The sequence below is a fragment of the Thalassotalea nanhaiensis genome (assembly GCF_031583575.1).
GTDB lineage: Bacteria > Pseudomonadota > Gammaproteobacteria > Enterobacterales > Alteromonadaceae > Thalassotalea_A > Thalassotalea_A nanhaiensis.
This window is the reverse complement of sequence record NZ_CP134146.1, coordinates 166,271-184,564: the sequence shown is the minus strand read 5'-3', so window position 1 is coordinate 184,564 and position 18,294 is coordinate 166,271. Positions and strand designations below refer to the sequence as shown.

General features: G+C 40.5%; 15 protein-coding genes. 5 read left to right on the top strand and 10 right to left on the bottom strand.

The window, feature by feature from the left end; all coding sequences use genetic code 11:
* Positions 1 to 145: 145 nt before the first annotated feature.
* Genes RI845_RS00915 through RI845_RS00905 form a run of 3 tightly spaced genes read right to left on the bottom strand, consistent with a single transcriptional unit; the run spans position 146 to position 2,360 of the window.
* Positions 146 to 1,336: a BaiN/RdsA family NAD(P)/FAD-dependent oxidoreductase gene (locus tag RI845_RS00915; protein ID WP_348387877.1), complete on the bottom strand. Its 1,191-nt coding sequence runs from the start codon at positions 1,334 to 1,336 to the stop codon at positions 146 to 148.
* Positions 1,337 to 1,341: 5 nt separating this feature from the next.
* Complete coding sequence (ftnA, locus tag RI845_RS00910) at positions 1,342 to 1,869, bottom strand: non-heme ferritin (protein ID WP_348387876.1); 528 nt, start codon at positions 1,867 to 1,869, stop codon at positions 1,342 to 1,344.
* 17 nt (positions 1,870 to 1,886) lie between these two features.
* Complete coding sequence (locus RI845_RS00905; protein WP_348387875.1) at positions 1,887 to 2,360, bottom strand: peroxiredoxin; 474 nt, start codon at positions 2,358 to 2,360, stop codon at positions 1,887 to 1,889.
* 136 nt (positions 2,361 to 2,496) lie between these two features.
* Here RI845_RS00905 and RI845_RS00900 point away from each other — a divergent pair, with 136 nt between their 5' ends.
* Positions 2,497 to 2,985 (top strand): LabA-like NYN domain-containing protein, encoded by a 489-nt coding sequence (locus RI845_RS00900; protein ID WP_348387874.1) that lies wholly within the window; start codon positions 2,497 to 2,499, stop codon positions 2,983 to 2,985.
* 62 nt (positions 2,986 to 3,047) lie between these two features.
* Here the strand turns inward: RI845_RS00900 and ilvA are convergent, their stop codons facing one another.
* The 3 genes from ilvA to RI845_RS00885 form a co-directional block, all read right to left on the bottom strand.
* Positions 3,048 to 4,568 (bottom strand): threonine ammonia-lyase, biosynthetic, encoded by a 1,521-nt coding sequence (gene ilvA, locus RI845_RS00895; RefSeq protein WP_348389484.1) that lies wholly within the window; start codon positions 4,566 to 4,568, stop codon positions 3,048 to 3,050.
* 69 nt (positions 4,569 to 4,637) lie between these two features.
* Positions 4,638 to 6,497: a dihydroxy-acid dehydratase gene (ilvD, locus tag RI845_RS00890; RefSeq protein ID WP_348387873.1), complete on the bottom strand. Its 1,860-nt coding sequence runs from the start codon at positions 6,495 to 6,497 to the stop codon at positions 4,638 to 4,640.
* 31 nt (positions 6,498 to 6,528) lie between these two features.
* Entirely contained in the window at positions 6,529 to 7,455 is a 927-nt protein-coding gene (locus tag RI845_RS00885) for a branched-chain amino acid transaminase (RefSeq protein WP_348387872.1), read from the bottom strand.
* A 699-nt stretch (positions 7,456 to 8,154) separates the two neighbouring features.
* Between RI845_RS00885 and RI845_RS00880 the strand changes: the two genes are divergently transcribed.
* Entirely contained in the window at positions 8,155 to 9,687 is a 1,533-nt protein-coding gene (locus RI845_RS00880; RefSeq protein ID WP_348387871.1) for a YifB family Mg chelatase-like AAA ATPase, read from the top strand.
* Here RI845_RS00880 and ilvY read toward each other — a convergent pair.
* A complete protein-coding gene (gene ilvY / locus RI845_RS00875) occupies positions 9,684 to 10,568 on the bottom strand; it encodes an HTH-type transcriptional activator IlvY (RefSeq protein WP_348387870.1) in 885 nt (294 codons plus the stop codon). The genes RI845_RS00880 and ilvY overlap by 4 nt on opposite strands.
* A 148-nt stretch (positions 10,569 to 10,716) precedes the next feature.
* On the opposite strand from ilvY, the gene ilvC reads away from it, so the two are divergent.
* Both ilvC and RI845_RS00865 read left to right on the top strand, forming a co-directional pair.
* Complete coding sequence (gene ilvC, locus RI845_RS00870) at positions 10,717 to 12,201, top strand: ketol-acid reductoisomerase (protein ID WP_348387869.1); 1,485 nt, start codon at positions 10,717 to 10,719, stop codon at positions 12,199 to 12,201.
* Between the two features lie 224 nt (positions 12,202 to 12,425).
* Positions 12,426 to 13,505 (top strand): asparaginase, encoded by a 1,080-nt coding sequence (locus tag RI845_RS00865; RefSeq protein WP_348387868.1) that lies wholly within the window; start codon positions 12,426 to 12,428, stop codon positions 13,503 to 13,505.
* 70 nt (positions 13,506 to 13,575) lie between these two features.
* Here the strand turns inward: RI845_RS00865 and RI845_RS00860 are convergent, their stop codons facing one another.
* Both RI845_RS00860 and proB read right to left on the bottom strand, forming a co-directional pair.
* Positions 13,576 to 14,838, bottom strand: coding sequence for a glutamate-5-semialdehyde dehydrogenase (locus RI845_RS00860; RefSeq protein ID WP_348387867.1), 1,263 nt, complete (start codon positions 14,836 to 14,838; stop codon positions 13,576 to 13,578).
* A 10-nt stretch (positions 14,839 to 14,848) separates the two neighbouring features.
* Positions 14,849 to 15,958, bottom strand: a complete 1,110-nt coding sequence (proB, locus tag RI845_RS00855) for a glutamate 5-kinase (RefSeq protein WP_348387866.1) — start codon at positions 15,956 to 15,958, stop codon at positions 14,849 to 14,851.
* Positions 15,959 to 16,161: 203 nt separating this feature from the next.
* Here proB and RI845_RS00850 point away from each other — a divergent pair, with 203 nt between their 5' ends.
* A complete protein-coding gene (locus RI845_RS00850) occupies positions 16,162 to 17,403 on the top strand; it encodes a mechanosensitive ion channel family protein (RefSeq protein ID WP_348387865.1) in 1,242 nt (413 codons plus the stop codon).
* Positions 17,404 to 17,430: 27 nt separating this feature from the next.
* Here RI845_RS00850 and tesB read toward each other — a convergent pair whose 3' ends face one another.
* Positions 17,431 to 18,288, bottom strand: coding sequence for an acyl-CoA thioesterase II (gene tesB, locus RI845_RS00845; protein WP_348387864.1), 858 nt, complete (start codon positions 18,286 to 18,288; stop codon positions 17,431 to 17,433).
* Between the last annotated feature and the right edge of the window lie 6 nt (positions 18,289 to 18,294).

Below are 18,294 nucleotides of genomic sequence, written 5' to 3'. Positions count from 1 at the left end.
CTTTAATTATAGTATATTTATAAGTTCTTAATTTAATGATGATTACTATAAAACCACACCATTACGGGCAAACTTTTTTGTCATTTATAGCTCTAACGGGCAAACTTTTTTGCTTACGGGCAATCTTTTTTGTCATTACACAAGACTATGCGACCTGCCCTGCAGCCCAACCACTTGACCAAGCCCATTGGAAATTGTAACCACCTAGCCAACCGGTAACATCAGCCACTTCGCCAATAAAATATAAGCCTGGGGCTTTTTTACTTTCCATGGTTTTTGATGATAACTCATCGGTGTCGACGCCGCCCAGAGTCACTTCAGCAGTACGATAGCCCTCTGTGCCATTTGGTTTTATTTGCCAATTATGGAAGTAGTTAGCAATGTCTTTATACTCTTGATGAGTTAATTGGTTCATTGGTTTATCAGGCAATTCATTTGCATCATATAAACGCTCAATTAAGCGCTTAGGAAGCAAATGGCTTAGGGCTGTTTTTAACGCGCGTTGTGGACTTTCTTGACGAATATCCTGCAAACGCTGTTCAAGGTCATAATCAGGTATTAAATTAATACTAACGACTTGCCCTGCTTGCCAAAAAGAGGATATTTGCAATATTGCCGGACCAGATAAGCCGCGATGAGTAAATAAAATATTTTCTCTAAAACTGGTGCCATCTTCACTGGTAACAATACTATCGACACTAATGCCCGATAATCCATCAAAACGTTGTTTGTCTTGATCATGCAAAGTGAAAGGAACCAAAGCGGCGCAAGTAGGTAAAACATTTAAACCAAATTGTTCAGCAATTTTATAACCTATCGGGGTAGCACCAAGTTTTGGCATGGTTAAACCACCAGATGCGACCACTAACGATTGGCACTGAAAGTCCTTACCGTTGGTTGTAACTATATAGCCATCATCAGTCTTACTTACTTTATGAACTTCAGACTGTAAGTGAATACCCACTCCGGCCCAGTCACATTCAGTAAGTAACATATCAACAATATTATGGGCTGAATCATCACAAAATAATTGCCCTAACGTTTTATGATGGTATTCAACTCCGTGTCGTTCAACCATATCGATAAAATCGTATTGGGTATAGCGACTAAGAGCTGACTTAACAAAGTGAGGATTACTACAAAGATAGTTACTTGGCTCGGCGTGTTGATTGGTAAAATTACAACGACCGCCACCACTAATAATGATTTTTCTGCCCGTTTTTTTACCCATGTCGACTACCGCAACACTACGACCACGGTAACCTGCGTTAATAGCGCACATAAGGCCGGCTGCTCCGGCCCCAATAACTACTACATCTACTTTTTCAAGTGACACTTTTATTACATACCTGGTTCAGGTACAGCAGAAGTAGAACCTTGTTTGGCCATTTCAGCAAGATCTTTATCAACAAAGAATAAGGCGTGACCATCGTTGCCAACCAATTCGATTTTGTCGATGATGCTTTTAAATAATGTTTCTTCTTCGTGTTGTTCAGACACAAACCATTGTAAAAAGTTAAACGTTGAATAATCTTGGTTAGAAAAAGCAAAATGAGCCAAAGAGTTAATTTTTTCAGTAATTAAACACTCATGTTTATACGTTTCCTGAAACACATCAACAAGAGATTTAAATTCATGTGGTGGCGCATCAATAGAGCCTAAAATCGGCATTGAACCGGTTTCACTCACGTAAGCAAAAAGGCGGTTCATATGCTGCATTTCTTCAATAGCGTGCTTATGCATAAATGCCGCTGCACCTTCAAAACCTTTATCTTCACACCATGCACTCATTTGCAGGTATAAATTTGATGAATAAAACTCTAAATTAATTTGGCTGTTTAATTGGTCAACCATTTCTTTTTTTAACATAACAATCTCTTTATTTTCTAAAGTACGGCAAGTACGCTTTCAGCTTTACTTACTTCAAATTCTTTTGGCGCTTCAACGCCTAAATGTGTAACTACGCCATTTTCGACAACCATGGCGTATCGTTGCGAACGAATACCACCAAAACTGGCCGTATCCATGTCTAAGCCTAATAGCTTAGTAAAACTACCATCACCATCCGCTAACATCATTATATTTTCAGCATTTTGGGCATTTCCCCATGCTTCCATCACAAAGGCATCATTTACTGATAAACAAATAATTTGGTCAACACCTTTGGCTTTGAACTCATCAAATTTTATCACGTAACCTGGTAAGTGTGATACTGAACACGTTGGTGTAAAGGCACCTGGCACGGCAAACAACACTGTTTTTTTATTGGCGAATAGTTCGTCAGTGTTATGGTTTTCCATACCACTTGCGGTTAATTGTTGTAATGTTCCTGTTGGAATAGTGTCGTTAACTTTGATCATGAGTACCTTATCTATTTGGGGAATAGTTTAAATATTTTATCACCAAGATTATAAGACGAATATTGTCATTTGTCTGAATTATTGTAATTAATCGAGTAAACTAACCTACAAGCCCACTTAAACAATTGAACTTTTAATGTCTGAATCCACAGGAAAAACCGTTGCCATCTTTGTTGATGTACAAAATATTTACTATACCTGCCGCCAAGGTTTTAACCGCAGTTTTGACTACAACACGTTTTGGGCATACGCAGGCGCAGAACATCAAATTATTAAAGCCAACGCTTACGCAATAGATTCAGGTAATGAAAAACAGCGTCAGTTTCAAAATATACTGAGAGCCATTGGTTTTGAGGTGAAACTTAAGCCTTACATTCAACGCAAAGATGGCAGTGCAAAAGGTGACTGGGACGTCGGCATTACCTTAGATGCGATTGAATATGGACCAAAAGCCGACAAAGTTATACTGTTATCGGGTGACGGCGACTTTGATCTCTTGGTAAATAAGCTGCGCAGTAAATATAAATGTGAAGTAGAAGTCGTTGGAGTTGAGCAACTGACCGCCAATTCGCTTTTAATCGCCTGCGATAAATTCACCCCAATCAATTCGGGTTTGTTACTTTAGTCAAAATGGTAATAGGTAAAATAATGCCTAAGTTAATCTCTTAACTCAGGCAGATTTAAATACTATTTACTCAAAAATGCTTGGTAAGCAGGGTTATCGGTTTCTTCTTTATAGTTAAAACCTAAATCTTTCAGGTGGCGGAAAAACGCCAACTGGTTGTCGCTGTTAACTTCAATGCCTGCCAACACTTGGCCAAAAGCTGCACCGTGATTTCGATAATGAAATAACGATATATTCCAAAGTTCACCCAAGGCATCTAAAAACTTTTCTAAAGCGCCTGGGTATTCTGGAAATTCAAAACTAAATAATCGTTCATTTTGTGGTGCAGTTGCTTGACCACCAATCATGTAGCGTACGTGTAATTTGGCTAACTCATTGTCGGTAAAGTCACTGACTTGATAATTTTGCGCTGATAAATCGGCGATGAGTTGTTCAAGCTCAGCTTTACCTTCAGTTAAACGTACACCAACAAAAATATGGGCTTGTGTTTGGTCAGCATAACGATAATTAAATTCAGTTATTGCTTTACCGTTTAGTGCTTGGCAAAAACGGCGGAAACTGCCCTTTTCTTCAGGAATGACGACAGAAAGTACCGCTTCTTTTTGTTCACCAAGTTCACAACGTTCTGAAACATAACGCAGTGAATGGAAATTCATGTTAGCGCCAGACAACACCGCCGCTAGTTTTTCATTACCTGCACTTGTTTGACAATATTTAAGTAAACCAGCTAACGACAACGCGCCAGCAGGTTCGGCAATCACACGAGTTTGTTCAAAAATATCTTTTATTGAAGCACAAATTTCATCACTGGATACCGTGATCACGTCGTCACAAAAATGCTTAATCAATGAAAAGGTATTTGTTCCGATTCGCTTAACCGCCACGCCATCTGCAAACAAGCCAACATGGTCTAAGTCGACTGGTTTCCCAGCTTTCATTGCAGCCGCTAAACAAGCTGAATCTTCGGCTTCAACACCAATGACTTTAGTCGTAGGAGAAAGCTGTTTTAAGTAAACCGCCATACCGGCAAGTAAACCGCCGCCACCAACTGGGATAAAGACAACGTCAGCATTAGGCAGTTGTTGCATTAATTCTTTGGCAACAGTCCCTTGCCCAGCAATTACATCAGGATCATCAAAGGGATGAATAATGGTTTTATTTTCTTGTTCAGCAAACTCTATTGATGCTTGTTGCGCCTCATTAAAGCTTTTACCTACTAAGCGAACTTCGGCGCCAAAACGGCGAACATTATCAACTTTGATATCAGGGGTGGTAATGGGCATAACAATAGTGGCTTTTATACCAAGTTTTTTAGCAGCCAGAGCCAGTCCTTGCGCATGATTACCAGCAGACGCAGCAATAACACCAAACTGGCTTTGCTCTTTCGGTAATTGCGCAAGCTTGTTATAGGCACCGCGCAATTTGAATGAATGAACCGGTTGTTGATCTTCACGCTTTAAATAAATGTCATTACCAAGCTTGGCAGATAATTTTGTACAAGCGGTCAGGGAAGTTTCAACGGCAACATCATAGACAGGAGCCACCAAAATTCGACGTAAATATTCTAAACCAATATCTCTCATCGCCTGTTCTCCTTTGGTTAAAAGCGCTTCTGTTACTGTGCTAGTTGCCATGCTTTTACCTATAACACCTTAATAATCTTGCTGATCTAGTAATTCACGATTTCTAACCGCACCTTTGTCAGCACTGGTAGCTAGCATTGCATAATTCTTTAATGCGTAACTAATAGGACGATCTCGATTGACTGGCTTCCAAGCATCTTTGCCTTTTGCTTCCATTGCTTCACGACGTGCTTGCAAATCTTCTTCAGAAATTTCTAATTTAATCGTACGGCTAGGAATGTCGATATGTATGATATCGCCTTGCTCAACTAAACCGATAGTACCACCAGAAGCAGCTTCTGGAGAAACATGGCCAATTGATAAGCCTGATGTACCACCAGAGAAACGACCATCCGTTAACAATGCACATGCTTTGCCTAAGCCCATTGATTTTAAATAGGTAGTTGGGTAAAGCATTTCTTGCATACCTGGACCGCCTTTAGGACCTTCATAACGAATAACAACGACTTCGCCAGCTACTACTTTCCCATCCAAAATGCCAGCAACAGCTGCATCTTGGCTTTCAAAAATATGTGCAGGGCCAGTAAAGGTTAGATTATCATCTGATACGCCCGCCGTTTTAACAACACAACCGTCGACAGCGATGTTACCTGAAAGTACCGCTAAACCACCTTCTGTTGAAAAAGCATTTTCAAGGTTTCGAATACAACCATTTTCTCTGTCATCGTCGAGGGTATCCCAACGACAATCTTGGCTGAATGCTTTAGTGGTACGAATACCTGCAGGTCCAGCGCGATAGAATTTTTTAACGTCTTCATCGTCTGTAACCTTAATATCATATTTAGCAATGACATCAGCCAATGTAGTACCTAATACATTTGGCACATCGGTAGTTAATAAATTAGCGCGTGCCAATTCACCTAAGATAGCGATTACACCACCGGCGCGATGCACATCTTCCATATGATATTCAGGCGTTGATGGCGCAACTTTACATAGTTGCGGCACAACGCGTGATAATTTATCCATGTCTTCCATGGTGTAATCTATTTCAGCTTCTTGCGCCGTGGCAAGTAAATGCAAGATGGTGTTGGTTGAACCACCCATGGCAATATCTAAACACATGGCATTTGCAAAAGCTTCTTTACTGGCAATATTACGTGGCAATGCTGATTCATCGTTATCTTGGTAATAACGCTTAGTTAATTCAACAATCTGCTTACCTGCCTTTAAGAACAGTTTTTCGCGATCAGCATGAGTAGCCAACATTGAACCATTACCTGGAAGCGCTAAACCTAATGCTTCAGCTAAACAGTTCATTGAGTTTGCAGTGAACATACCAGAGCATGAGCCACACGTTGGGCATGCTGAACGTTCTACTTGATCAGACTGTTCATCAGATACTTTAGGATCGGCACCTTGGATCATCGCGTCGACTAAATCAAGCTTGATGATTTGGTCAGAAAGTTTAGTTTTACCGGCTTCCATTGGGCCGCCAGAAACAAAAATAACAGGTATGTTAAGGCGCATCGCGGCCATCAACATGCCTGGGGTGATTTTGTCACAATTGGAAATACATACCATGGCATCAGCACAATGGGCATTTACCATATATTCTACAGAGTCAGCGATAAGATCGCGTGACGGTAAGCTGTAAAGCATACCGCTGTGACCCATTGCAATGCCATCATCAACGGCGATGGTATTAAACTCTTTAGCAACACCGCCTGCTTCTTCAATAGCTCCTGCCACTAACTGGCCCATGTCTTTTAAATGCACATGGCCAGGTACAAATTGTGTGAATGAATTCACAACAGCAATAATTGGTTTACCAAAGTCACCATCTGTCATACCGGTTGCACGCCATAACGCACGAGCCCCCGCCATATTACGACCTTGAGTAGACGTTGCTGATTTCAATTTGGGCATTGTATTTCCTTTAACTTTCGATTTTAAATAATTATTTAACTGGGTCTAACCAGTTATCAGCAATCTCTGTTGTTCCATCGAACATACCAAAGAATGCATCTTGAATTTTCTTAGTGATTTCACCGCGTTTACCACAGCCAACTTGCATACCATCTACAGTACTTACCGGTACAATCTCAGTTGCAGTACCACACATAAAGAATTCATCAGCTAGGTAAAGCGCTTCACGAGCAATAAGCTCTTCGCGAACTTCATAGCCCATTTGTTTTGCTAAGGTAATTACTGTGTCACGCGTTAAACCAGGTAAAATTGAACACGAACCTGGTGGTGTGTAAATGATGCCTTTGCGAATTAAGAATAAGTTTTGGCCTGCACCTTCACTCACGTAGTTATTAACATCTAAAGCAATACCTTCGGTATAACCGTGACGAGCAGCTTCGCGAGAAATTAATTGTGAAGATAAATAGTTACCACCAGCTTTAGCAGCCGTAGGGATAGTATTAGGTGCGATACGGTTCCATGAAGAAACACCAACATTTACACCGTTTTCCATTGCATCAGCACCAAGGTAGGCTTCCCAACTAAAGGCCGCAACCATTAGGTCAGCTTTTGCATCATCAGCAGGACGTAAGCCCATACCAATATCACCTAAAAATGCTAGAGGGCGTAAGTAAGCTGAATTTAAACCATTTTCAGCAACAGAATCACGACATGCTTGCATAACTTCTTCACGCGTAAATGGGATATTCATACGGTAAATTTTTGCCGAGTCAAAAAGGCGGTCAATGTGCTCTTCTAAACGGAAGATACACGTACCCTTGTGAGTGTTATAAGCACGGATACCTTCGAATACAGATGAACCATAATGCAATGCATGACTCATTACGTGTACCGTAGCATTTTGCCACGGCATTAATTCACCATTAAACCAAATTTGTTCAGCGTTAACTTTAGCCATTTCTCTTTCCTAATACTTAAATAATTGATTTTATTGAAAACAATAAAATCATAAATGTGTGTTGAGCCTGATCTTCAACGTTTATCTAAGCAATGTCGATACTTTGGCTAAATTAACAACATCGAAAACCGATGAATTTGTCACAAAGTAATGACACTTGCTTAAATAATGACAATACACTTCAATGAATGCATTGAGTTTAGCATAGCCACAGGCGGTACATTAAACCTTAAGTTGTTACCTTTCTGTACTCAAAGATAACGGCATTTATGCGCGAGCATTTTTTGCAGCATAAACCAGCTGCACGGTTAGTCCGAACTTATTCGAACCCTATAATAAAAAACCCCCCGGTTTTCTCAAAGCGGGGGGTTGATATCTGGTTATTTAAACTAACTCAACGCCACACCCGCAATGATTTATAAATCACTACGACAATATGGTTAATCAGAATTAGGTTAAATTTTTTCATTTTTGTTTGCTTTTTCAATACGCTATTTTGCAAGTCCCTAAGTTTTAACACAGCATTTACGTGGTCACAAGCTTTTTATACACAAAACTCGATTAAATACTTATTCTATTTTATTGAATATTATTTCAAATGCGTATTAGCAAATTATTTTCCCCATAAATAAAAATGAGGACTAAACTTAACTTACTAATGGATTAGTAGTTGGTATAACCAAACTAAATGGAATTAATATGGCTCTCGCATCTATCTATACTCGTGCCCGAATAGGGCTGGAATCTCCCCTTGTATCAATTGAAATTCACTTAAGTGCCGGTTTACCGGGCTTTCAAATTGTCGGACTAGCAGAAACCTCTGTTAAAGAATCAAAGAATAGAGTTCGCAGCGCGCTGATTAATTGTGGCTTTGAATTTCCTTGTCAAAAAATTGTAGTAAACCTTGCTCCGGCTGACTTACCCAAAGAAGGTGGTCACTTTGACTTGCCTATTGCCGTTGGCATTCTCGCCGCCTCCAATCAAATCCCTAATACTGAATTAAACAATTATGAATTTGCCGGAGAGTTAGCGTTATCAGGAGAGCTTAGAAACATTGTAGGTGAAATTCCAATTGCCATAGCAAGCAGAGATAGCCAGCGTACGTTAATACTGCCACTTGGTAATGCCCAACTCGCCAGCAGAGTTGAGCACGCTCAGATAATTGCCCTGCAACACTTGAGTCAACTGTTTCCTCATTTTGCCCGCCAGCAACCTCTGCCATTAATCAACTATGAAGAACCAGACTTAAGCACAGACATACCGCATGACCCGATCAAAGACATTGCCGACGTTATGGGTCAACCATTAGCCAAAAGAGCATTGGAACTGGCGGCGGCCGGCAGCCATAATTTACTGTTTATTGGCCCTCCTGGAACCGGAAAAACCATGCTTGCCAGCAGACTACCGGGTATTTTGCCACAGATGACAACCTCAGAGTCTCTAGAAACTGCGGCCATTCATTCTATTTGCACCACAGCGATTAATAATCAGCATTGGCTAAAGCGACCTTTTCGCGCGCCGCATCATACCGCCTCATCGGCAGCATTAGTGGGCGGCGGCAGTCAGCCAGTACCTGGTGAAATATCACTTGCTCACAATGGCGTACTATTTTTAGATGAACTTCCAGAATACGATAGAAAAGTACTGGATGTACTGCGTGAGCCGATGGAATCTGGGGAAGTAACAATCTCCCGTGCAATGCACAAAACAACGTATCCGGCAAAGTTTCAACTTGTGGCCGCAATGAACCCTAGCCCCACAGGATTTTATTTGGATAAACGTAGTACACCTGAACAAATACTGCGTTATTTAAATAAACTGTCTGGCCCCTTTCTTGACCGCATCGACATTCAATTAGAAGTGAGCCGACTGCCGAAAGGGCTGTGGAATAATAACGAACATAATAACGAAACTAGCGAAGTGATACGAGCGCGAGTGCATAACTGTCGTCAAATCCAATTAGCCAGACAAGGTAAAGCAAATGCCCATTTAAGTAGTCCGGAGTTAAAGCAGCATTGCTATTTAAATGATGCTGATTGTGAGTTTCTAGAACTAGCTGTTGAAAAGCTTGGCCTTTCAACAAGAGCGCATCACAAGTTATTAAAAATAGCCCGCACCATTGCAGATTTAAAAACAGAGAAGCAAATCAAACGCGAACACTTAGTTGAAGCGTTATCGTATCGAGCTATGGACAGGTTAATTCAGCACTTAACGTCGAGCATCTCCGGTTAGCTTTCTAACACTGTTGCCATAAATGCATTGATCACCGGCTCGTTCATTCGTTTTTTCAAGCAACAAATACCCAGTTCAAAGGGTTTTATTGCCGAGGGTACGGTGAGTCTTTGTACCCTGTCTTTCACCGGGCTGTTTTCTAATACAACTTCCGGTGCAACGCCAACACCACACCCTAAAGCAACCATAGACACCAACGCTTCATGACCTGCTACTGTGGCATAAATGTTCGGTTTGCCCTCGCCTTTTTGACGATACCATTTTTCAAAGCGATTACGTGCAGGACCATGCTCTGGCAATATTATCGGAATGTCTTGCCAGTTAACTTGTCTTTGCTCTAACTGCTGCTTGACCTGGCAATCAACTAATGGCGCAATAATAGATACCGGTATTTGCGCAATAGCATGAAAATAACAACTTTTTGCTAACGACTCTGGATGTGCTGCAATGGCGAAATCTACCTGTCGGTCAATCACCTTACCAACGGCATCTTCGGCATTACCGGTTTCGAGCATAATTTCAATTTGTGGATATAAACGACGAAAACCATCTAATAATTGCGGCAAATGTGAGTAAGCAGCAGTTACTGAACAATAAATGCTTAGTTTACCAGTAAGCTGTGGTTGCTCAGCGAGAATATCGCCTTGAAACTCTTGCCATTGTTGCAACTGCTGATTGGCGTAAGCTTCAAATTTCACCCCGGCTTTAGTAAGTACGGCAGTTCGATTGTCGCGCTGCAATAACTTACAGCCCACCTCTTCTTCAATGCGCTGGATCATTCTAGACAGTGTTGATGGACTGACATGATGAGCATGCGCAGTTTGGCCAAAATGTAAGGTATTGGCCAAGTGAGTAAACACTTGTAAAGATTTTATATCCATGAAGCTAGATCCTAATTGCGCTGAGGTTACATTATTTCACATTATGCAACATAGTAATGCATATATATCACTTTAAGCAATTACTACATTGTCGTATATTAAATTATCGCTACGATAAGCACGTAGCCCCAATATTTAGGAGCGCCTCATGGCCAATTATTTCAATACTTTAAGTTTACGCGAGCAATTATCGCAATTAGGCAAATGTCGTTTCATGCAACGTGATGAATTCAGCGATGGCTGTAATTTCATCAAGGGTTGGAATATCGTAATCGTCGGTTGTGGTGCACAGGGTTTAAACCAAGGTTTAAACATGCGCGATTCTGGTTTAAATATTTCTTACGCATTACGTGATGCAGCGATTGCTGAGAAACGCCAATCTTGGCAATGGGCCACTGAAAATGGCTTTACTGTTGGTAACTACGAAGAATTAATTCCACAAGCTGATTTAGTATTAAACCTTACTCCTGATAAACAACATACCTCAGCAGTATCTGCGGTAATGCCATTAATGAAGCAAGGCTCAACTTTAGCGTATTCTCATGGTTTCAACATTGTTGAAGAAGGCATGCAAATTCGTAAAGACATTACTGTTGTAATGGTTGCACCTAAGTGTCCTGGTACTGAAGTACGCGAAGAATACAAGCGTGGTTTTGGTGTACCAACGTTAATTGCAGTTCACCCTGAAAATGATCCACAAGGTAATGGTTTTGCCATTGCTAAAGCTTACGCTTCTGCAACAGGTGGCGATCGTGCTGGTGTGCTTGAGTCTTCATTTATCGCTGAAGTTAAGTCTGACTTAATGGGTGAGCAAACTATCCTTTGTGGTATGTTGCAAACCGCTGCAGTGTTAGGTCATCAGCAACTTATTGCTCAAGGCATGGACGCGGCTTACGCTCGTAAATTATTACAATACGGTTTAGAAACAACTACTGAAGGCTTAAAACACGGCGGCATCACCAACATGATGGACCGTTTATCAAACCCTGCAAAAATTAAAGCGTTTGATATGTCTGAAGAGTTAAAAGTAATTTTACGTCCATTATTCAACAAGCACATGGACGACATCATCGAAGGTAAATTCTCATCAACCATGATGGAAGATTGGAATAATGATGACGCTAACTTATTAAAATGGCGCGCAGAAACAGCTGAATCAACATTTGAGCAAGCTGCTGATTGTGAGACTGAAATTACAGAACAAGAATATTACGACAAAGGTATCTTTGTTGTAGCGATGATCAAAGCCGGTGTTGAATTAGCATTTGAAGCTATGGTTGCTGCGGGCATTATTGAAGAGTCTGCATACTACGAATCACTTCATGAAACGCCACTTATTGCTAACTGTATTGCTCGTAACAAGTTATACGAAATGAACGTAGTAATTTCTGATACTGCTGAGTACGGTAACTACTTATTTACTCACGCTGCAGTACCATTACTTAGCGATTTTGCTAAAAACTTAACGTTAGAAGAGTTAGGTGAAGGCATTGCTTCTACCTCAAATGGTGTTGATAACGTACGTTTAATTGAAGTAAATGATGCGATTCGCAATCACCCTGTTGAAATTGTTGGCCAAAAGCTACGTGGCTACATGACCGACATGAAACGTATTGTTGAAGCAAATCAGTAATATTTTTTGAAACATTAAGGTTTACTCCTTTGCCTGCGACAGTTGTGTAGTCGTCGCAGGCGGTTTTTCTTTCCTACACATCTGCAATTTCCCAATAAAATATCTACTCTTATCTTTAGCTTGAACTCATACCAAAAGCTCAATAAATAATTGCTTTGCTAGAGAATTCACCTAGAATGTGCGCCAAGCACTAATTAATATCAATTTCAGTAAAAGATAGATAAATGAACAATCCTATTAATAAAATTCTGGTTATCAATACCGGTGGCACTATTACCATGGCTGCTAAAGCCACAGGCGAATTGCAAGCAGGTAAAGGTGAAGTCCTTGTCGATCTTATTAAAGATTTAACCAGTGACTTATGTTCAACCATTGAAGTGAAACCATTAACCTTATCTAATGGTGATGTACTTGGTACGAGCGACTCCAGTGACATTGGCCCAAAACATTGGGATGCAATGGCTAGTATGATCATTAACCTTAACGATGATTATGATGGCTTTGTTATTTTGCATGGTACCGACACGATGTCTTATACCGCATCGGCTCTATCTTTTTGTTTAGCACAAAATACCAAACCGGTTGTTGTAACGGGTGCGCAAGTGCCGTTAAGTAAACCAGGCAGCGATGGTCTGCAGAACTTACGTTTAGCACTGTATGTTGCTGATCAAGCAGGGAAATCATTGCCACAGCTATCAGAAGTAATGATTTGTTTTGCTGGGCAATTATTGCGCGGTAATCGTTCAAGAAAATCTTCGACCCGCTCAGCAGTTGGATTTTCAACGCCAAATGCTCAAATATTAGGAGAGTTATTTCCGGTACCAACTATATTTACCGAGCAATTACGTCCATTACCAAACAGCTATCCACCATTAAACACAAGCTCTCTTGGCTTTAGCGATAAAGTATTGAGCATGAACTTAAACCCCGGCTTTACTGGTGAACTACTGTTAAAAATTATTATGGGTAGTGACATTGAAGGCTTAGTATTGCGTGTATTTGGTAGCGGTACCGCGCCAGATGATTTCAATTTGGCCGACGTAGTTAAACAAGCTCAGCAACAAACCAATAATCGCTTTAAATGTGCAGTTATTGTGACCGATGTTTACAATGGCAGTTTAGATATTCATCGTTATGAGGCCGGTAAAAACCTGCGTTCTAAATCAATTATTGATGGTCGTGACATGACCCCTGAAGCAGCAAGCACCAAGCTAATGTGGGCATTAGGCAGTGAAGAGCGTAAACTGCAATTAGTAAAACTGTTGGGCTCTGCTGTTTGTAAAGAAATGACGGCGAGTAAATAGTTTAATTAGGTTGGCGCGAAGAAATTCGGGCCAACCGCATTCTAAACTGATGGTTGGAAAGAGCTTAACTCTATTTTCTAACCGCACCTTCACCAAATACAACAAACTTTTCGGTGGTTAAGGCTTCTAAGCCCATAGGCCCGTAAGCATGTAACTTACTGGTAGAAATACCAATCTCAGACCCTAAACCAAGCTCACCACCGTCAGAAAACCTCGACGATGCATTTACCATCACTACTGAAGAATTTATTCGGCGCACAAATTCATTGGCACGAGAATAATCCTGAGTAACAATAACTTCGGTATGATCAGAGCTGAATTGTTGAATATGAGCAATCGCTTGATCGTAATCGCTGACTTGTTTTATTGCGATTTCTTGCGCTAAATATTCGGCATCGTAATCTTCATCCGTGGCTAAACTACCACCGGTAAATTTACCAAGACTTTTTTCACAAGCATGAACTTTCACATTGAACTCGGCCAGTGCTGTTGCGGCAATTGGTAAGAATTCGTCGGCAATATCTTGATGTACTAACAGCGTTTCCAACGAGTTACAGGCGCTCGGTCTTTGAGTTTTACCATTGACCAAAATGTTAACCGCTTTGTTGATATCTGCATACTTATCCACAAAAAGGTGACAAACCCCTTTAAAATGTTGGATAACTGGTATACGAGAATTGTCACTTACATAGCGAATCAGCCCTTCGCCACCACGCGGAATGACCAAATCAATGTCTTGATTCAAGGTTAGAAGTTTTTCGATGACACTACGATCAGGATCAGGCACCACACAAACCATATCTGGCTGTAGTGAAAACTCTTTTAATGTGTCATGCAGAATCGCAGCAATGGCTAGATTACTGTGTAAAGCCTCGCTGCCACCTCTTAATATCACTGCATTTCCTGATTTCAAACAAAGTGCTGCAGCTTCCGCGGTAACATTAGGACGAGCTTCATAAATCATTGCAATCACCCCTAATGGGATACGCATTTTACCAACCTCAATGCCCGTTGGTCGGTTGGTCATTGCCGAGCGACTACCTACTGGATCAGGCAAGTTTACGATATCAATAATTGCATCGCTAATACCTTTAATACGCTCTGGTGTTAATAACAAACGGTCAAGCATGGCTGTGGATAAACCTTTCGCTTCACCAGCGCTAATGTCTTTGCTATTTTCAGCAATAATTGCACTTTGGTTAGCAATAATATTGCTTGCCATCGCCGTCAATAATTTATTTTTTATTTCGCTATTCAATTGCGCTGCTTGCAAAGATGCTTGCCTTGCTTTTTTGGCAAGTTTGGCAATATCGAATCTTGTATCACTACTCATAATTTTCTACTTAAACATTTGTTTCCATCAAAACCAAATCATCTCGATGGATAATCTCTTTACTCGGGCAATAACCTAAAATACTCTCAAAATCGGATGAATTCTTACCTTTAAGTTTAGCCAAATCCTGACTGCTGTACTGACAAATACCTTTTGCCAATACCCGCGTACCACATTGAGCGGTAATATTTACTGATTCGCCTTTGATAAAATCGCCCCAAATTTCAGTAATGCCGGTGGCAAGTAGCGATGCGCCTTTATTTATCAAAGCATTAATCGCACCTTCGTCAATTACAATTGAGCCATGGCTTTTCAAGGTATGTTTCAACCAATGTTTTTTTGCCTTTACTGCAGTATTTTTTGCAATAAAGCGCGTGCCTGGGTTTTCCCCTTGCAACAGTTTGTCAAAAATTTCCGATTTACTACCGTTCAAAATATAGGTTTCAATACCATGTTCAATCGCTTTTTCAGCGGCTTGAATTTTAGTTTTCATACCGCCAGTGGCTATATGATTAGATGTACCGCCAGCCATGTCATAAAGCGCATCATCTATGGTATCAATTTCACTAAATAGTTTAGCGTCAGGGTTAGAGCGTGGATCGCAATTAAACACACCATCAACATCACTTAGAATAAACAAACAGTCAGCATCGCTTACCATTGCTACCAATGCGGCTAAATTATCGTTATCGCCTACTTTTAACTCTTGCGTTGCAACCGTGTCATTTTCATTAACGACCGGCAAAATATTATTCTCTAATAATATTCGTAGGGTATTTTTAATATTAATGTAACGCTGCCTGTCTTTTAAATCACCGTGGGTGATAAGTAACTGCGAACAGGCAGTATCAAAGAAGCGCTGCCAATTGGCCATCATTTGCATTTGCCCTACCGATGCCATGGCTTGCTTGGCTGCGATAGAGGGGTTGGGTGAGCCATGATGTATTAATTGACGTCCAGCCGCCACGCTGCCAGAAGATACCAAAATAACTTCTTTGCCTCGTTGGTGGCATTCGGTAATAAAGCGGGCAATTGCCAGCAAATATTTACCACTACAACCTTCACCATCAGGAGCAACTAATGCGCTGCCTACCTTAATCACAACTCGTTTAAAATTCATTCCTCAACCCGTGTTTTTATTAGCTCCCCCTAAGAAAACAGATTGCGCTTAGAAGATCAAATAACTTTTTGAAAATACATAGATAAAATAACAATATAAGCAATAAAATTACTAAAACAGGGCAAGATTTTGATTTTTATTGCTTAGCATTAAAATCAACGCTAATCTGAATAAAATTTAAATTCAAAATATTCTGAGAAAACATGTCTGAACTCATTCAACAATGGCTAACGATGGGCGGCCTAAGCGAGCGTTTAGTGCTACCGGTATCGGCAGCTATTGGTTTTGTGCTTTTACTAACAATTTGTTGGATTAGTTACTACATCGCTAAACATTTTGTATTGAAGTTTGTCCATAAAATCGTAACCAAAACGAGCAATGAATGGGACGACTTATTAATTTCTCAAAAAGTATTCGACCGCATTTCTTGGTTAATTCCAGCCATACTGTTATTGGCGTTAATGCCATTTTTTATCAGTGAAAATCCACAATTAGTAGATGCCTTAACCATAATTGCCAAAATTGCCATAGCATTACAAGTGGCTCGAAGCTTAAGCGCATTGTTAAACGTGGCTAACAGCCTGTTTCAGGAATCAAGCAAAGAAAAATATCTACCTCTAAATGCCACCATTCAATTGCTTAAGCTGGCAATTTACTTAGTCGCCACCATATTGGCCATTTCAGTACTTATTGATCGGTCACCAATTTACCTGTTGAGTGGTTTAGGTGCATTAACCGCTGTTTTATTGTTAGTGTTTCAAGACACCATTAAAGGTTTAGTGGCCAGTATTCAAATATCTGCCAATAAAATGGTAGCACCCGGCGACTGGATTGAAATGCCGCAATACGGCGCAGATGGTGATGTGCTAGAAATAGCGTTAAATACAGTAAAAGTGCAAAACTGGGACAACACCGTAACAACCATCCCTACCTATGCATTAATTAGTGAGTCATTTAAAAACTGGCGCGGAATGACCAGCTCTGGCGGCAGACGAATTAAACGCAGTATCAGTATCGACATTTCCAGCATTCACTTTTGCTCTGATGAATTATTGGCTAAATTGCAACAATTTGAATTTTTGAATGATTACCTTAATAACAAACAAAATGATATTAGCGAGTTTAATCAGCAAAAAGGTATAGATGACATAACCAACCCTAATAGCCGACGTTTAACGAATATAGGTACATTTAGAGCCTATATAGCCGCATATTTACAGCAGCACCCAAAAGTTCATAATGATATGACCTGCATGGTTAGACAGCTAAAGCCTACCGAAGTTGGTGTTGCCTTAGAATTGTACTTTTTCAGTAATGATATTAACTGGGCAAATTATGAAGGTATTCAGGCTGATATCTTCGACCATCTATTTGCCATTGCACCATTATTTGAATTACGAATATTCCAAACTCCTACTGGCCATGATTGGCAAGCAAGAGCTTGAGTCCATTAAGTTTAGACAGTATTAATTCTAGTACTGTCTAATTACGCCTTCTTGTGCGGTAGAAGCAACAAGCTGGCCTTGCTGATTATAAATTTTACCGCGAACTAAGCCTCGGCCACCACTTGCTGAAGGACTGTCGATATCGTACAACAACCAATCATCAAATTTAAAATCACGATGGAACCACATTGAATGATCTATGGTTGCAATTTGAAAGTCTTTAGACCAAACGCTACGCCCATGAGGATGTACAGCGGTTGGTAAAAAGTTATAGTCAGACGCATAACCAAGCACGTATTTATGAATACGTAAATCATTAGGCATGTCACCTTTAGCTCTCATCCAAACTTGATTTTTTGACGATGATTTTTTTGGGTTTAGCCAGTCATACTCTTTCACCGGACGGAACTCAATTGGTCGTTCAGCAAAAATGGTGCTGTGCATAGCCTGTGGAATTTTATCTTTATGCTGCATTTGTAATTCCTGAATAGTCGCAAGCCCTTCTGGGCCTACAGCTGCAGGCATATCATCTTGATGCTCAAACCCAAGCTCTTCGATTTGAAATGATGCGGTTAAATTAAATATCGCTTTGCCGTTTTGCATCGCTTGTACGCGTCGAGTACTAAAACTCCTGCCGTCACGAGTAATTTCGACAATATAAGTAACCGGCTTTTTTGCATCGCCAGGACGCAGAAAATAGGAGTGGAACGAGTGTAATTGGCGCTCTTGCGCTAAGGTTTGTTTCGCTGCCGACAACGCTTGACCGATAACTTGCCCGCCAAATAACGCCTTAAAGCCTAAATCCTGACTTTGGCCAATAAATAAATTGTCATCTAATTTTTCTAACTCTAACAGACCTAACAGCTCGTTTAACACTTTACTCATTACTAC

What these genes read in the sequence shown, in the direction of transcription:
- ftnA (WP_348387876.1), bottom strand. Translation starts at nt 1,869, where the DNA reads ATGTTAAAAAAAGAAATGGTTGACCAATTAAACAGCCAAATTAATTTA.
- RI845_RS00905 (WP_348387875.1), bottom strand. Translation starts at nt 2,360, where the DNA reads ATGATCAAAGTTAACGACACTATTCCAACAGGAACATTACAACAATTA.
- RI845_RS00900 (WP_348387874.1), top strand. Translation starts at nt 2,497, where the DNA reads ATGTCTGAATCCACAGGAAAAACCGTTGCCATCTTTGTTGATGTACAA.
- ilvA (WP_348389484.1), bottom strand. Translation starts at nt 4,568, where the DNA reads ATGAGAGATATTGGTTTAGAATATTTACGTCGAATTTTGGTGGCTCCT.
- ilvD (WP_348387873.1), bottom strand. Translation starts at nt 6,497, where the DNA reads ATGCCCAAATTGAAATCAGCAACGTCTACTCAAGGTCGTAATATGGCG.
- RI845_RS00885 (WP_348387872.1), bottom strand. Translation starts at nt 7,455, where the DNA reads ATGGCTAAAGTTAACGCTGAACAAATTTGGTTTAATGGTGAATTAATG.
- RI845_RS00880 (WP_348387871.1), top strand. Translation starts at nt 8,155, where the DNA reads ATGGCTCTCGCATCTATCTATACTCGTGCCCGAATAGGGCTGGAATCT.
- ilvY (WP_348387870.1), bottom strand. Translation starts at nt 10,568, where the DNA reads ATGGATATAAAATCTTTACAAGTGTTTACTCACTTGGCCAATACCTTA.
- ilvC (WP_348387869.1), top strand. Translation starts at nt 10,717, where the DNA reads ATGGCCAATTATTTCAATACTTTAAGTTTACGCGAGCAATTATCGCAA.
- RI845_RS00865 (WP_348387868.1), top strand. Translation starts at nt 12,426, where the DNA reads ATGAACAATCCTATTAATAAAATTCTGGTTATCAATACCGGTGGCACT.
- RI845_RS00860 (WP_348387867.1), bottom strand. Translation starts at nt 14,838, where the DNA reads ATGAGTAGTGATACAAGATTCGATATTGCCAAACTTGCCAAAAAAGCA.
- proB (WP_348387866.1), bottom strand. Translation starts at nt 15,958, where the DNA reads ATGAATTTTAAACGAGTTGTGATTAAGGTAGGCAGCGCATTAGTTGCT.
- RI845_RS00850 (WP_348387865.1), top strand. Translation starts at nt 16,162, where the DNA reads ATGTCTGAACTCATTCAACAATGGCTAACGATGGGCGGCCTAAGCGAG.
- tesB (WP_348387864.1), bottom strand. Translation starts at nt 18,288, where the DNA reads ATGAGTAAAGTGTTAAACGAGCTGTTAGGTCTGTTAGAGTTAGAAAAA.